Raw genomic sequence first — 16,647 nt, forward strand, 5'->3', positions numbered from 1 at the left:
AAAAAAGAATAAGCTTAAAAACAATCAATTAAACGAATGAATTGCCGTTTATTAAGCAAATTGTAAGTGATTTATGATCGACGACTTACACATCTCTACAAATAATGCTCCTAAAAATATATTTGTAATTATATTGACATTAATTATATTGAATTTTTGTAAGTTACTTAAAACAAAGCTATATCAACAAAAATCACTTGTCTATCAATAAGTTGACAGATAGATCAATGCTAAATATACTATTTTTTTATCGGAAATCATTTAATGTTCGTATTTTTTTGGCTCATCGGTAAGTAAAAAAGCAAAATGTTGATAAATACATACTCATGACTAGTTTATGAGTAAGTATAATTGACAGGTTGTAGTGGAAATCCACCACAACCAACTACTAATTGACCTACTCATTTTTCACCACACAAAAAAACACCTATCACAGGTGTTTTTTTATTAATTACCCACTATAATATCTTTTAACTCAGACCAACACGTAATACGTGGGATGTCCAAGCCTCGATTATATGAAGTATCTTTCACATATGCTTTTAAAGTTAATTCTGAGAGTGTATTCAATATTTCTGGTTTATCATCAAAATAGTAATCTAAAGCTAATTCTTTTATAATATGAATTTTTTCAGAATCCTTCATTCCACAATAAAAGCGATCTTGATGAACTGGAAATCCATTCTTTATTAACCATTCTTTTGTTCGTTCACCATATTCTTTATTTCTAGCTGTCACATAATAAATTTCGTGTCCTTGCTTTTCTAATTCTTGTAATGTTTCAACTGCATATGGAAATGGAGGACAAGTAGTAAAGTATGTCTCTTCTAGATTACTCTTCCACATTTTGCTTCCTTCTTCTGCTGTTAAGCCAAAAGGTTCATGTATTTCAACAGTTTTCAATTCATTGTAAGCTTCTATAGGGATATTTTTATTTAATTTTTTATTATAAATGTGAAAAGCATGCTGTCTTAAATCAATTAAAGTATCGTCAATATCGAATCCGAATTTCATTCTAAAAGTCCTTCCTCATGAAGTAATATATTTTGGATAGCCTATGAATTTATAATCAGGACCAATCTTCGTTAATTCAATCTCTTCAAGTTCAATCGCTTGTCCCATTTTATCAAGCCCAGTACCTTCTAAAAATGTAGGTGCATTTTTTCCACCTATTAATTTTGGAGCTAAATAGACAATCACTTTATCAACTAAATTTTGATTGATAAAGGAAGCATTGACCTCTCCGCCACCTTCAACTAATAATGAAGATATTGAATGTTCGCCTAGAATTTTTAGCATTTCGTTTAAATCAACTCGATTTACATCGTTCGTAACAAATACTTTTACACCTAAGTTTTCCAATTCTATTTTTTTCTGTTCAGAGTGGTTTAGACTTGTGAATACCCAAGTTTTGGCTTGTTGGTCGGTTACAACTTTTGAATCTAAAGGAATTTTTAAAGTTGAATCTAGTATCACTCTAACTGGATTACGTCCGTTTGGAATTCTAGTTGTTAATTCTGGATTATCTTTTAATACTGTGTTAACGCCAACTAATATCGCACCAATTTCATTTCTTAATTGATGAACATCATTTCGAGCTTCCGCTGAAGTTATCCATTTACTATCAGAAGAATGAGTAGCAATTTTCCCATCTAATGTAGATGCTGATTTCATTACGACAAAAGGAATATTTTTAACAATATATTTGTTAAATACTTCATTCATTTTTATCGACTGCTCTTCACAAACTCCGATGATTACTTCAATTCCAGCATCTTGAAGAATTTTCACTCCTCTTCCTGCCACTAAAGGATTCGGGTCAAGTGTTGCGACGACAACTTTTTTCAAGCCTGCTCGTACAATAGCTTCTGCACATGGACCAGTTCGTCCATGATGAGAGCATGGCTCAAGAGTTACATAAATTGTTCCACCCTTAGCTTTATCTCCTGCCATTCTAAGTGCATTAATTTCAGCATGCGGCTCACCAGCTTTTAAGTGAGCACCAATTCCAACAATCCGATTATCATTTACAATAACAGACCCTACTAATGGGTTTGGATCGGTTTGTCCTTTCGTAGCCATGGCATTTTGTAAGCTTAAATTCATATAAAATTCATGATTACTCACTTGTACGTCCTCCTTTAAAATGACCAGAACGAACAATTTTAGTCTCTAAATACTTTTCGTTATACTTTGATTTGTCTCCCCATAATTGAATTCTTCCAGATACATTAGCTCCCGATTTTTGAAGAGCATCCAATTTTCTTGGGTTGTTTGTAATTAAAGTAACCGGTTTTGAGCGAAGTGTTTTTAATACTCGAATAGCATCATCATAGTTTCGTGCATCATCTACAAAACCAAGCTCTTCATTAGCTTCAACAGTATCAAATCCTTGCTCTTGGAGAACATATGCCATTGCTTTACTAAATAAACCGATTCCTCTTCCTTCATGATTTGCTAAATAAAATAATGCACCTGATTCATTAGAAGAAATCATTTTCATTGCTTCTTTTAATTGGAATCCACAATCACAACGTTTACTTCCAAAAATATCACCCGTATGACAAATACTATGCATTCGAATAAGAGCATCCTCTGAATTTTCAAAGTCACCATAAACTAATACGCTTGATTGTTGCATTTCTGCTAGATTTGAGGAAGCTAATTTACTAATAATTTTTTCAGTGTTGTATGAACCATCGCTACAAAAATCTCCTTCAATATCCTCACAGCGTAGCCAACAATACCATTGAAAAATGACTGTTTCACCATCTAGATTTACTGGTAGTTTAATTGGTCCAACTAAATAAATTGATTTATCGTTATTTTTTATTACATTAATTTTCTCTTTTAATAAAGATACTACTTTTTCGTTGATCATGAGGCTTCCTCCTGTTTTCTTACACTATTTCCTATTGTTATAATATATCTTAATTTTTACTTGTCCATTTTTAAAAGGTTCTTAGCATTCTTATATAGTCACATCAAAGTGGTGTTTGAAAGTACTTTCCTGTGTTAGTTGTTGCTCTTGTAAGCCCTCAACTTCTCTTCGTCTAGCATATTCAAATTTCTTTAACATTATTGTACTAGTATCTTTGTTATGAATAGCATCTTGAAGAATTTCTGCTAAAATATCTGCATCTTTCATTGCAATATTTACACCAAGCGCAGCAGTTGGACTCATCGTGTGTGCCGCATCACCCATTATTATTAAGCCGTCCTTTACCCATGTTTTGCTACGGCTACTTTGAACATTTAATAATACAAAATCGTTCCAAGATTTTATATTTTTTTGAACAGTTTCAGTCAGTTCTGGAAATGCTTCGATTAGCTGATTTACAAAAGGATTGAAAGATTTACTTCTTAAGTTCGGAAAAGAACCTTCATCTATGTTCCATCCAATTTGAATAAACCCGCCTGCTTGAGTAAAAAAAGCCAATTGCTGTTTATCAATCAATGTTAATCTAACTGTTGGATCCCAACTTGCTGGTCTTGGTACTTTAGCCCAAAGTAAATCGTATCCATGTTTTATAATATCTGTTGGTATATTTGCTAATTTACGGATTGTTGAAAATCGACCGTCGGCACCAATTATAACCGAACTATTAATTGTTATTTCAGTACCATCTCTTAATGCTTTTACACCAATACAATGACCATTTTCATCTTCAATTAATTCCGACACACGTGTGCCCATTAAAAGCTTGAAGTTATCAAATTTATTTGCTTCTTTTAAAATAACATTTAATAAATGATTTTGTGGAACATGAATACCAACGTGTTTTGAACCTTGTGATGGGAAAATACTTTTTATTATTTTATTATCACTCCAATATTCAACACGATCCATTAGCAGGAGTCCGTATTCTTTAACTTTTTCATAAAGATGATGCTTTTTTAATATTTGTTCACCTTCAGAATTTAGATGCTCCCCCCTAAATTCTTTATCAATTCCATTATGACGTTCCACAAGAACTGTCGAAATATTATTTTTTGCAAGCAAATATGCTAATAGTGCACCACCCGGTCCTGCACCTACAATACATACATCTGTATTCATATTCATGTTATTTGCCACCTATTAATAGACATTTATTATTTTTCTAAAAAAATTACTTAGTTACTTTATGTAAGTAAGTTTAATTTAGTAATAAACTTACGTCAAGTAATAAATTTATGTATGGTAATCTTGTTATTAATTCAAATTTAGTTATAATATGGATATAGGTGAGGTGGTTTTAAATGGATTTTTCTTTATTATGCCCTCGGTTTGAAAAAAGCGTAGAACTAATTAGTAAACGTTGGGCAATTCTTATAATTTTTCAACTTCTTTCTGGATCACAACGATTTTGTACAATCGAATCAACTTTACCAATTAGCGGGCGCGTCCTTTCAGAAAGATTAAAGGATTTAGAACAAGCTGGTATTGTAAAACGAGATGTATACCCAGAAACTCCAGTTCGAATCGAATACTCATTGACGGAAAAAGGACTGGCTTTAGAACCAGTTATTAAGGAATTAATGAAATGGTCGCAAGATTGGACAACAATCGATTAATAAAAGTATTTATTTTTTGCTTCGCCTTTTAATTATTTAGAATTCAATTGCAAATAAAAGGGATGTCTCATAAAATTCTAGCTATGAGACATCCTTTTTTATTACAATAAAAAGGCTGCCTCAAAAGTACTCTGACTAATGAGACAACCCTTATTAACAGTTAATTAAATTTCATACTCTATTCGAAACTTGCTCGTTTATTGAATGCCTAACTCACTCTTAATCGTATCAATTGTCTTACCTTTTGATTTTTTCACTGGTTTTGGTGCATTGTCTACAGCCGGGTTTTGCATTAAGTAGTTTTTTTCTACATAAGCAAAGTCCTTCGCATCAACTGTCCCGTCAAAATTGATATCAACTGAGCGTTTGTTTGTTCCCCAGAATGTTTCAATTGCTAATGCGTCATTTATGTCGATTACATTATCTTTATTGATATCTCCAGCAGTAGCGTCATCAATTGTTTCTACACCGATTCGCTTACCAATACCATACATAAATCCATCTATCGTATTGTATAATCTGTCAAATTTACCATACGTATTAAAGTGTCCAGGAATATCTGTGATGACTGTAAATTTATCTTTTGTAATCGGTAATCCCGTAATATAAAACTGTCCAATATTATCCATTGTACCTGTATAAGATTTTCCTTTGCTATCCACAATCGTTACAGTTGCTCCAATTTTCGTATAATCCGTCTTTTTCAGCGTTCCATCTGCATTTTCGAAGCTTTCAGGGTGAATATAACTAATTACACTAGAGAAATTTGGCAAAATATTAATTGGTATGATATAAGTAATTGGTTTCGTTACTGTATTGTCAACACTAGTAAAAGTAGATGTCACTGTTCTAAAACTTGAAGTAGAAAGAACATCATTCATTTCTGGAATTTTAATTGTAACGTCAACCATTGGAATATCACCCGATACTTCCGCAGAACCATCAAACGTTACATTCACATCAGATTTAACGGTCGTACTAGATGGATTTGTCGTTGTCACATTTAATTGTCCACCAAGTTTTTTAGCTGCAGGGTTTAGTGCTATATTTACAATATTTGTATCAGCAATTTTAGTTGTAAAACTGTATCCCGCTTGCTTTAGTTTGTTCACATTGTTAGCAGTAAGTGTAATTGTATGTGTTTCACCAATTTGTGTTATTAGTTTGTTTAATCTTGTTTTAGAGTTTGGTTGACCGTATACATATTGAGTACCTTCTTTAACGAAGTAGTATTGCTTGTCACCAAACAAGTTTGAAGCTTGGTCGCCTGCAACGAAACGAAGAGAAGATGCTGCAATACTCGGTACCATTTCAATTTCATCTTTCGCTGCATTTCCATTTTTGTCTAATTCAAGTTTGCCACCTAGGAATGGACTGTTAAAATAATATCCAATCGTATTTTGAGACTGATCTGCATTGATCCCTGCGGCGTTCAGTTTCTCAACTGACTTGTCATTAATCGTCGCAGTGTATGGAAGTGATTTTTGATCTTCTTTATATTCGATAAATGGATTTCCTTCTTTTTCGCCTTCTACTTGAATATCAAATTTATTTGGCATCGTATTATCAACTAATAAATCTTGTGATATTGTATATGGCTTACCAGCATCATCATAACCAATTAGTTTTACTTTATAAAATCCTTCATTTGGTAGAACCGCTTTTGAACTAATTGGATTTTTTTCATCATTTGTAAAAGGATAGTAGACTCCTATTCCTGCTGAGATTTGATATTGTACACCTTCATCAAATCTAACTCCATCGAATGTGTTCAGGATACCTAAATCTTGTCCTGTCACTGCGTCAGTTAGAATTACATCGATATATCTCATGTGTGACTTTAACGAGAATTTAGCGAATAAATATGGGTCAAACAATGGATTACTTAAATTATTACGATCTGTTGAAAAAGCCTGGCGTGTAAGACTAAAATCTTGGAATCCTTTTTCTACATAATGTACACCAAATGGTACTCGATAAGTTTCAGATGGGTTGTCTTTGTTTGTATAAACTACATAACCTTCATAAATTCCTTTTTCAGCTGTTTTTGGAATATTTAACGTTACAGATGTTTGCTTTTGGCTAATTCCCTTTAACGTAACTGACGAAGGAGCTTGAACAGTAACACCGTTTGCTACTGCATCTTTTGAACCGCGTAGATTTGATTGGAAATTAACTTTCACATCAAACGTTTTCGTCTTTTCTCCTCTGTTCATTAAAGTAACAGAACGTGAATCTGAGAAGTCTCTTCCGTCATAAGCTACATTACCAAAGCTTAGCGCTCCAGTATCCTCGTTTATTTGTTTTTCTTTACCATTAATTATCATTGGTGTTTTTTCTTGTACTTTAATTTCAATTGTGGAATGAATTGCATTATACGGATCAATTCGTCCTGCACCTTGTTCAAACACACTATATGGTTTGCTTAATGAATCTGCTGAATTCATTAAAATCGCTTTTATATCTTCTGGTTGTAAGCTATGGTTAGCTTGTTTTAATAATGCTGCAACCCCCGTTGTAAATGGAGTAGCCATTGATGTACCCGACATACGCTGATACGCATTTTTATAATCTGTAGGATTGTCTGGATTGTTAATAAATCCTGGTACTGTTGAAAGTACACTTACACCAGGGGCTGTAATTTCTGGTTTAATATCGTATGTCAATCTTGCAGGTCCTCTTGAGCTGAAGTCTGCTAATGTATCTCCTTGTGTTTTCACTTCTCCCATATCAGTAAATGTAAAGCTAGCAGTGCCTGATTGTAGTTTTTGTTTTAATGCAAGTCCTTCTGCATTTGATAAAGAAAAAGATGGAATAAAGTTTACTCCTTCTCCTAAATAACTTGGAATAAATCCTTCAGTTGGATTATCATTGTACATTAGAACTGCAACTGCACCTTGTTGCTTAGCTACAGCTATTTTAGAATCCAACGTATAAGTTCCACGGCTCATTAAGACAATTTTACCTTTAACATCTTTTCCCGTATATGCTTCTCCTAAATTCACATCTACTACTGGTAATGTTTGTCCTTTTAGTTTTGTAATATCATCACCGTAACCGCTTGCCATTAATCGTAAATCCGCTGACACATTGTCCATTGAGCCTTTAGCAGACATTGTTGTAATTGGCACATCACTTGCTCCAACTGTTAACGCTAAAGCCGCAGTTCCTGGTGATCCTAATGTATACATTTTATTCCCTGAATTTCCAGCTGCAACAACTGCCGTTACTCCATTTAGTACGGCATTGTTAATCGCAATACTTTCAGCAATAAGTGGATCATTATAATTCGCACCTAATGAAAGGTTCATTACGTCAATTCCATCAGCTACTGCTTTGTCAATTCCTGCGATAATGTCTTCAGTTGAACCACTTCCACCTGGTCCTAATACACGATACACATAAAGATCAGCATCTGGTGCAATACCAGTTGTTGCATATTCACTTTCATTTTCCCCTTGACCTACTATTGTGCCTGATACGTGAGTTCCATGTTCTGTTACATAACTTGCTGCTCCAGAAGTTCCCCCTGGTTTACCAGCTTTTTCCCAGTCAGCCATTGTTGTTTCCATTGGATCATTGTCATTATCTACGAAATCGTAACCACCTTTAAATGCTGCTTTAATGTCTGGATGGTTATAGGCAACTCCTGTATCAAGAACGGCAACCTTTACACCTTTTCCTGTAAATCCTTCTTCATGTAATTTATCAATTTGAAGATAAGTACGCTCATCCGCCATTCCTTTACCTGTTGAAGTTGTAGAAGATTTTTTATCTACTACCGGAAGTTCAGATTTTACAGTAACGTCGCTATAAATAGCTTGTACAGCCGATGATTTCATTAATTCTTGGAGTTTATTTGCAGGGACTTCTATAGCTACTCCATTAAAAGCATGTTTATATTCACGTTTGATTTTATATGCCCCTTCAGACTTCTTTTTAAATAAAGAACTTAAATCCGATTTAAAAGTTGAATGATCAGCATTAACATTACTTTTCGCTTCTTCATTTGATAATTCTTTGCCCTTTAAAGCTGCTTCTAATACAGCGATTTTTTGAGGCTTTTGTTTAAATGAAACGATGACAGAAACTGTTTCATTACTATCCAAGTTCACATTTGAATCGACAAGTAACCCCGATTGTTCTTCTGAAGTTGAAAGCTTTTGTAGAGCTTCTCTTTGCTGTGGTGTTAATTTAGCTAAAATTGATTCTGCAGTTGAAGCATTTTCGGCTTTCGTTACATTCGATACATGCCCTAATGAACCTAAAACAAAACTAGATGATAAAACTGCAACTGATAGGCTTTTTACTAGTTTACTATTACCCGTTCTTTTTAACATACTCTTCCCCCAAATATTCTAATTATCAAATGAATTTTCTAATGTCAGAGTTATATGAATCTAAAATGATATTATTTTATATTCGAATATCGCTCTTCATTAAATCATTCCTTTGTAAAACTAATTATCTAGAATATTCTTATAATTCACAATCGGGTTATTACATGCCAATAAAATCAATACTTTTACAATTCAGGGCACTTTTTCGACAATTTCCTACTAAAAATATGCCTAAAATTTGGCATTTTATTACCTTTTATTTATTTAATCTAAAGCACAATTGATTTTTAGAAAAATATTTTTGCACTTTTCTATAAAAAAAGACGATTTGACAGTTCCACTTCTGACTCCATCTTTTGTGTAAATTAGGAATCTATGTAACTATTTTTTTAATAGAAAATACACATTTGGTGAACTATTTATAAAAATCTATAGAGAAAAAGGAATCTATAAAAAAACTTGAGAAAGGAACTATTGGAGATCAACTTAAAAGGCCAAACAGTAAAAGTAAAAAGCCTGTCCCAAAAATAAGAACAGGCTTTTACATATTATTGTAATCCTAATTGACTCTTAATTGATTCTAATGTACTTCCTTTATAATTTTTAACTGGTTTTGGTGGTGCTGTAACCCAAGGATTTTGCATTAAGTAATTCTTTTCAACGAATGTAAGGTCTTTCGCGTCAACCGTTCCATCGAAGTTGATATCTGCACTACGTTTATTTGTTCCCCAATATGTTTGGATTGCTAATGCATCCTTTACATCGTATACGCTTTACCACAAATTCCTTCACCCAATTTAGATTGACTCATCCCTTTTTTCTCTCGATAATATTTGATGATTTCACCAACTAACATATTTAGCCCCCTCTATATTAGGCAACGTTCAAATTGAACAAAAAAGTATCATTTATTGTAAATTTTTCTAAATATAAGAAAGCACTTGATAATTCTAATGTTTTGATTCAACATTAGAACGTATTATTTTTCAATTACATTAGACTCAATAAAAAAAATAGAATAATACTAATAGTTAAACCCAATTCTATATTCGCAAAATGATTAAGTAAATTTACAATTTTTAAATATAACTTCACGATTTGTAATATAAAAACTGAAATAAAAATTCTATATTGGAAAAGTTTTATTTCGTGTATGAAAGCATAAAGGTGGTCAATGTAATGCATTTAGAAAAACTAGAGATTTTAGTAGAAGTCGCTAAAACGGGGTCAATTTCCATCGCTGCAGAAAATCTTCATGTTAGTCAATCTGGAATAAGTCAAGCGATTACTAAAATAGAAGAAGAGCTAGGAATAAAAATCTTCAATCGATCTAGATTAGGCGCTAGATTAACAGTGGATGGGGTACAAATCGTGGGAAAATCAAAAGAAGTACTCTTAAAATACGCAGAATTAAAAGAAATAGCACAGAAAAGTAAAGATACCAAAATCAGTGAACTTAGAGTTTCAATGGTACCTGCATTTGTTAATTATTTATTAACACCATTAGTTGAATTTAAAAACCTACATTCAAATTTGCATATAGACATTTTAGAAAGTACTACTGAGCGTACTATTGAAATAGTAAAAAAAAATCAAGTAGACATAGGAATCATCTGTCTTTATGAAGGAATTATGAAAGAACTAGAAGAATTTCATTATGAAGGATTAGTAGATGGAAAGATGAAAGTATATGCAAAAAAGGATTCCCCTTTTGCCATCTCGAAAAAAATAACACCTGAAGAAATTCTTCAGCAAAAATTCGTCCTATATAACGGTGATTATATAAGATGGTTTACAAATAACTTCCAACGTACTATTGGAAATATAAATATTTTATTCTCATCCAACCATATTGAAGAGCTTTTACGTGCAATTTTAAATGGCAGTGCGATAACTTGGGGACCAAATTTTTCTTTAAAAAATCATCCATATTTATTGAATGGTGAACTTGTTGAAATTGATATCGAAAATTACGAACCTGTCAACTCAAAACTTGGAGTAATCACTTCAAAAAAGAAAATATTATCGAAAGTTGAGAAACAATTTATCAATTTCTTGAGAAATGAAATCATTTCAAATTAATAAAAAAGGCAACATTTCAAATAAAGAAATGAGCCTTTTTTATTTTACCAATATATCATTCACCTTAAGAATAATTACGTAAGACAACCAATCAATACTATTCAATCATTCATTATTATTCGATTGTGTCTTTTCCTTCTTTCTTTTTTTGAAGAAAATTAAGCCAATTATTCCTATTAAAAGTAATAATCCGCCTCCGATATAAATCCAATAATGATTATTTTTTATTTCCACTGCCTTATTATTCAATTCTTTTGCTTCTTTTCCAATCGTAAATAACTCATCCCATTCCCATACTTGAGTTCCGATAATCGCTTTCATCTTTAATCGATAAGTTCCAGGTTCAATTGGATTATTATTTAAATCGATTGCATAATCAAAATTTGAGTTAGGTGCCATGCTCATCTCAGTTTTTTTGGAACTATATAAAACTTTATTGGAACCTTTTTTAAAGATTTGCGCATCTATACTCATATCCTTCACAATGGAGGATTCGCTATTTTGAATTGTCGCAGCAATTGTTGTACGATAATTTACTAGTTTAGGTTTAATATCAAGTAAATGTAGATCCGGCTCGACTTCCTTCGAGTTTTCCGATAATTTTATTCCAACCACATATGCGTATTCATTTTTTATTTTAATGCTCTCACTTTTAGAACTTTTTTCAGTGTCATCGATCTTTTTCTTAAAATGGGCTGCTCCTAAAATAACTCCATTATATTCATCTTTAGGCATTGTAATCGAAAAAGACACTACCTTTGATTTACCTGGTGGAATAACAACTTCTTTTTGAGGTTCTTTTATTAAGCTAGTTAATGGATACTTTAAAGATTGATCTGCATCTTTACTATTCGATTCAGAGTAATCAATCAGTCCATTATCATTAGTCGTTGCAAAAGTAACATTTGCCTGGATTGTTTCTTCTTTTTTACTATTATTAAAGACCTCGATTTTAAGATCCTGTTTTTGTCCTGGACTCATTTTTAAATCAAAATAAGATTTCAGATGATCAATTTGATTTGTTGGAATGATTGCTTTTACAGAAAAGTCGATATTATTCTCTGCTTTTACAGATAGAGGGATGAACGATAAAGTTAACAGAATAGCAGAAAAAATTAACAATAATTTTTGACGTTTAAAATCCACTTTTTTATTCCCCCTTCAGAATAGAGACTTTATATCATTTTCACTATAAGACATTTAATAAAGTTTTATCTAATAGAATTCAAAATAATATAAAGTCCAATCGATTAATAGTTATTTTTCAAATTAACTACTATAATCCCGGAGCATCTGTTAATGTCCACGTAATAGTTGCCTCATGATTACCAATCGTAGCTGAGCCTGCCGGTATCGTCAAAGTGACATTATCATTTAATGCCCCATCATTCACTTCTGGATTTGGCCCAAGCCAACGAGTTACCCATGTACCAAAACCATTACCTGGTGATGCGGAAACAACAGGTGATGCTGTACTTCCGTCTGTATTTAAAGCAATTGTTTCAGTTGGTACCGGAGACCCACTTGTACTTAAAGAAATAACTGAACCATTTTTAAATGTAATGATTGCACCAGGTAGAGAATCCGTTGTTCCATTTGTAAATTTACTTGCTTTAGCAGTTACTGACCAACCTGCCCCTGTACCACGGCGATCTGACACTTGAATAAATGGCTTTTTAGATTTAGCCGAATAGACTTCTGTTTTATTTGAAATCTCATTTACTCCGAAGTCAACTGATGAAACATAATCTAATGTTAATGAACCAGCATTCCCTGTTGGCGGATCTGTTGGATCAGTAGGACCTGATGGTTCTAATGGTTCAATTGGATTTGTAGGATCAACAGGTGTAACTGGACCTGTTCCAGCAACAAATGTTATGGATGATTTTGAATTCCCTACAGATGATACTTCCGCAAAAGTTGAGTGAGCTGCTCCAACTAATGATGACATCCCGATTACACTAACAAGCGCGACTTTTGTAAATTTCATTTCACTTTACTCCTTAAAAATTATTTTTTTGTTTCAACGATGTCATTATATCGTTGTAGTAAAGTGATTCCCATGATGTTTTTTACCTTTGATTTAGGTAAAAATAATATCTTATCTTCAATAAAATTTCACATTTAACTCTAAAAATCGCATTAAAAGGTGTTTCTCAATAGATGAAATAAACTTTCACTGAATTAAGACGGAACATTTGAAGCAATAATAGTAATAAATTGGACAAAATTTATGGAGATATTGAATGGATAAATCAACTAAACGGAAATTACAAATAATTAATATTTTAAGTAAACAGGATAAGTGGTTTAAAACAGGAGAATTAGCAAGTGAGTTATTATGTACTGAAAAAACAATTCGAAATGATTTACAGGCAATTAATTCGAACTTACCTAAAGGATGGCAAATTGAAACAATAAAAGGTAAAGGAATTTATATTAATAAACCAATTTCTTCATCAATTAATCAAATTCGTTCAATTTACGTAAAAACCTCATTGAGTTTTCAAGCCATTATACTCATACAATTTAAACAAATTAAAACTATAGTAGAATTAGCAAACGCTCTTTTTACACAACAACCTGCTGTCTATTCTATACTTGACCGAGTTGAAGAATTATTGGAAGCCTATCACCTAAAATTAAAACGTGGCCCACTTGAAATTGTAGGAAGAGAATTTGAAATTCGCCTATTATGTGCTGATATTCTTAATGCTTTATATGCTCATTCAAATCAAGAATGGCCATTAGAATCATTTACATTCCAAGATATTAAAGAAATTGTTATAGCCACTACAGAACAATTTAAATTATTCTTATATCCTTCTACAACTAAAAAGTATGTCTATTTACTTGGAACAATGTTATATAGAATAGATAAAAAAATGAAAATTGAACTAACTGATCAATCGATAAATAAAATTTTGGATTCTGTATTTTTTAAGATTTCTAATGAAATTTGTGATCAATTAGAGCATCAATATAAACATCATATATCTATGAATGAACGAATTGCTTTCTCATTATTAATCTCAACTCTTCCTTATTACAGTTTTGATAATATGGAAAAAAATGAATTTTTTTACTTATATCGAAAACAAAAAACACGATATTATAAGGAACTCCATAATTTAATCGAAATATTAGAGAAAAAGACTGGTATATCTCTAAATGAAGACGAAGAATTTCTTTACACATTTCAAGACCAATTTAAAAGGAACTCTCTAGTTTTTTACTCAATCGATATAAAGGAACCATCTTATGCAATAGACCGATATGTTCAAAATCAGTATCCTGAGTTATATAGAAATGTATCAGATGCCTTACAAATCTGGACTAAAAAATATTCCTATCCAGAAATTACAAGAGATAAGATTGCAAAAGTTGCATTAAATGTACAAGCTTCTAAAATTAATTTCTCATCTTCAAGGAAAAGAGTCTTGTTATTAACGAGTAATGGTCCAGGTGTTCATCGTTATATAGAAACGAAATTAATCACAGCTTTTGGTCATAAAATTGATTTTATTCGTCCTAAATTAGGCGAGTTTGAATCAAATAATATAAATAAATTAAAGATTGAATTTATTATTTCTGACTTCTTACTTGAAGGGGAAATCCTTCATCCAGTCATTACAATTGACCCTGTTCTTACGCAAAGAGATATTGATCAAATTTCAAATTTCTTAAATTCAAAATCTACATAAAAAAGTAAGGCACAATAAGCCTTACTTTTTTTGTATTTTCACTATCTATTCTCCAAGTGTTGTTTAATAAACTGTGCAATCTCAGCGTTCGCTTGCTTACTTATACTCGAAGCCTTGTCCATTAACTGAAAATCATGAAACATCCCTCTCCAAACTTTACATGTCACTTCTACGCCATTAGCATTTGCTTTTGCCGCATAAGCTAAAATATCATCGATTAACTCTTCCCTTGCGCCAGCATGTATTAGCATTGGAGGTAAACCTCTTAAATCACCATAAAGTGGTGAGATTAAAGGATTTTTCCGATTATTATTACCTACGTATGTATCAACAATATTGATATCATTTCCGTGATAACTTGCATGAATACTATCAAAATCTGAAGTGTATAATTGACTTTCTTTCGTTAAGTCATTCGCTGGAGAGATCCCTACAACAGCTGTTGGATAGTTTCCATTTGAAGCTTTAATTTTATTTAACAAAGCAAAGGTTAAATTACCACCAGCACTATCCCCAACGATAACAACTTTAGAATTGGGACCATAATTTTTTCCTAAATAATTATAAACTTTTTCAACATCGGTTAAAGCTGCTGGAAATGGATTTTCAGGTGAAAGTCTATACTGTATCGTTAATACCCTGTAATTGGTCTCTCTAGCTAAGATTGTTCCTAAATTCCTTGAAAATCCTAACCCACCTCTTGACCATCCCCCACCATGCACATAAAAAATAATCTTATCTCCCGGTGATCCGTCTGGTATTAACCATTCAACTTTTATCCCTTCAATAGTTTCAGCCTTAATTTTTATATTTGCTGGTGTTGGAATAATCTGTTTTTCAATTTCGATTCTTTTTTGTTCTAATGATGCCGTTCTTCCTTCTTTTGATTTTTTTATATTTAATGCTCTAAGAGCTTCTGTTACTTTGTCGGGTTTCTCATTTTGATAGATAAGGGAAGAATTACTTTCACTTTTTACAGTATTTTTTGAAGCAACTAAATAATTTCCTATTAACAAACAAATCACAAGTGAAAGAAATAAAAAAGTTTTTTTCAAATTAGCTCCCTACTTTACTGGTATTTTTTGCCTCGTAATATTAAATTTTCCATTTTCTCATTAATTACTCGGAAATAAAAAGGTGCACAGAACTTGTGCACCTTTTTAGCTTATAGACATTAAAAAGTTGGTAAATTACTTAAATTATTTGTAGGATCACCGTCGGGATAAGAACGAAGTGTTTTATGTGGATTATCTCCCCGAGTTAGACCTGTGTTCACATCTTCAATTTGTTCAAGTTCTGCCATCGCAATGGCTTGCTCAATCCCAACTATTTCACCATTTTGAAATTTTACATCTGTAATATCACCATCGCCATTTTTTCGTACTGCGACGATATGTAATTTATTTGGATCATCTTGATGTTCAGGATGTCCGATACCACGATTTTGAAACGACATACCAACACACCTCCATTTATTTGACACAAAAATAGTATGGCGGGATGAAAATATGTTTATCCTTCCAAATTCTTACAAGACTAAATCTTAAATGAAGATTTCACCTAGTAACTAGATTAAGTTTGTTAATTTTTTCACAAAATATACACAGACAAATTTGCACAAAAATTATACGATAGTTATGTAATCATTAATCCAAACAACTTTCGAAAGAAGGAAAAAATATGACTACTGTTTTAGGAATGACAAGAGAAGGCAGATTAATTCACAAAATAGGTGATGGTTATTACCGATATACAAAATTAAACAAAGACGAACTGAAAACATTAAATTTACTTGTTCGTGAAGGTATGGTGACTGTCGTAAAAAAAGGTATTGGTTATGCAGCACTTGTTAAACTGACTGATCAAGGTAAAATTATTAATAACGAGTGTTGACTTCAATTAATTAGAATATATGAATTAATATAACCACCCCTTTAATTAAAAGCTGACATAAATAAGCATAC

Annotated in this window: 13 protein-coding genes and 1 pseudogene; 4 read left to right on the plus strand and 10 right to left on the minus strand. The window is 32.1% G+C overall.

Annotated features, from left to right (window positions below):
* Nucleotides 1–447 precede the first annotated feature (447 nt).
* The 4 genes from EP747_RS13350 to EP747_RS13365 form a co-directional block, all read right to left on the minus strand.
* Nucleotides 448–1,014 (minus strand): 5' nucleotidase, NT5C type, encoded by a 567-nt coding sequence (locus tag EP747_RS13350; protein WP_129690623.1) that lies wholly within the window; start codon nucleotides 1,012–1,014, stop codon nucleotides 448–450.
* A 15-nt stretch (nucleotides 1,015–1,029) separates the two neighbouring features.
* Nucleotides 1,030–2,127, minus strand: a complete 1,098-nt coding sequence (gene ribD / locus EP747_RS13355) for a bifunctional diaminohydroxyphosphoribosylaminopyrimidine deaminase/5-amino-6-(5-phosphoribosylamino)uracil reductase RibD (RefSeq protein WP_129690624.1) — start codon at nucleotides 2,125–2,127, stop codon at nucleotides 1,030–1,032.
* On the minus strand, nucleotides 2,120–2,881 hold the full coding sequence (locus EP747_RS13360; RefSeq protein WP_129690625.1) for a GTP cyclohydrolase II: 762 nt from the start codon (nucleotides 2,879–2,881) through the stop codon (nucleotides 2,120–2,122). The genes ribD and EP747_RS13360 overlap by 8 nt, the downstream gene beginning before the upstream one ends.
* A gap of 90 nt (nucleotides 2,882–2,971) precedes the next feature.
* Nucleotides 2,972–4,066 carry an FAD-dependent monooxygenase gene (locus tag EP747_RS13365; protein ID WP_129690626.1) on the minus strand — a complete coding sequence of 365 codons (1,095 nt, stop codon included), beginning with the start codon at nucleotides 4,064–4,066 and terminating at the stop codon, nucleotides 2,972–2,974.
* A 176-nt stretch (nucleotides 4,067–4,242) separates the two neighbouring features.
* Here EP747_RS13365 and EP747_RS13370 point away from each other — a divergent pair, with 176 nt between their 5' ends.
* Nucleotides 4,243–4,557: a winged helix-turn-helix transcriptional regulator gene (locus EP747_RS13370; protein ID WP_025671317.1), complete on the plus strand. Its 315-nt coding sequence runs from the start codon at nucleotides 4,243–4,245 to the stop codon at nucleotides 4,555–4,557.
* Between the two features lie 197 nt (nucleotides 4,558–4,754).
* On the opposite strand, the gene EP747_RS13375 is transcribed toward EP747_RS13370, so the two are convergent.
* Entirely contained in the window at nucleotides 4,755–8,897 is a 4,143-nt protein-coding gene (locus EP747_RS13375) for a S8 family serine peptidase (RefSeq protein ID WP_129690627.1), read from the minus strand.
* Nucleotides 8,898–9,562: 665 nt separating this feature from the next.
* Nucleotides 9,563–9,640: pseudogene (locus tag EP747_RS25380) on the minus strand (hypothetical protein); the annotation flags it as partial.
* Between the two features lie 436 nt (nucleotides 9,641–10,076).
* Between EP747_RS25380 and EP747_RS13380 the strand changes: the two are divergent.
* The gene (locus EP747_RS13380; protein ID WP_129690628.1) at nucleotides 10,077–10,979 is read left to right on the plus strand and encodes a LysR family transcriptional regulator; all 903 of its coding nucleotides are present in this window, start codon (nucleotides 10,077–10,079) and stop codon (nucleotides 10,977–10,979) included.
* Nucleotides 10,980–11,084: 105 nt separating this feature from the next.
* Here the strand turns inward: EP747_RS13380 and EP747_RS13385 are convergent, their stop codons facing one another.
* The gene (locus tag EP747_RS13385) at nucleotides 11,085–12,125 is read right to left on the minus strand and encodes a DUF916 and DUF3324 domain-containing protein (RefSeq protein ID WP_129690629.1); all 1,041 of its coding nucleotides are present in this window, start codon (nucleotides 12,123–12,125) and stop codon (nucleotides 11,085–11,087) included.
* A gap of 130 nt (nucleotides 12,126–12,255) precedes the next feature.
* Nucleotides 12,256–12,969, minus strand: a complete 714-nt coding sequence (locus EP747_RS13390; RefSeq protein WP_129690630.1) for a WxL domain-containing protein — start codon at nucleotides 12,967–12,969, stop codon at nucleotides 12,256–12,258.
* Nucleotides 12,970–13,225: 256 nt separating this feature from the next.
* On the opposite strand from EP747_RS13390, the gene EP747_RS13395 reads away from it, so the two are divergent.
* The gene (locus EP747_RS13395) at nucleotides 13,226–14,683 is read left to right on the plus strand and encodes a BglG family transcription antiterminator (protein ID WP_129690631.1); all 1,458 of its coding nucleotides are present in this window, start codon (nucleotides 13,226–13,228) and stop codon (nucleotides 14,681–14,683) included.
* 41 nt (nucleotides 14,684–14,724) lie between these two features.
* On the opposite strand, the gene EP747_RS13400 is transcribed toward EP747_RS13395, so the two are convergent.
* Nucleotides 14,725–15,738: an alpha/beta hydrolase gene (locus EP747_RS13400; RefSeq protein WP_129690632.1), complete on the minus strand. Its 1,014-nt coding sequence runs from the start codon at nucleotides 15,736–15,738 to the stop codon at nucleotides 14,725–14,727.
* A gap of 119 nt (nucleotides 15,739–15,857) precedes the next feature.
* Nucleotides 15,858–16,139, minus strand: coding sequence for a DUF3892 domain-containing protein (locus EP747_RS13405; protein WP_069032911.1), 282 nt, complete (start codon nucleotides 16,137–16,139; stop codon nucleotides 15,858–15,860).
* A gap of 224 nt (nucleotides 16,140–16,363) precedes the next feature.
* Between EP747_RS13405 and EP747_RS13410 the strand changes: the two genes are divergently transcribed.
* Entirely contained in the window at nucleotides 16,364–16,576 is a 213-nt protein-coding gene (locus tag EP747_RS13410; RefSeq protein ID WP_129690633.1) for a hypothetical protein, read from the plus strand.
* Nucleotides 16,577–16,647 lie beyond the last annotated feature (71 nt).

This window comes from Gottfriedia acidiceleris (genome assembly GCF_004138285.1).
In the GTDB taxonomy this organism is placed as follows: Bacteria; Bacillota; Bacilli; order Bacillales; family Bacillaceae_G; genus Gottfriedia; species Gottfriedia acidiceleris_A.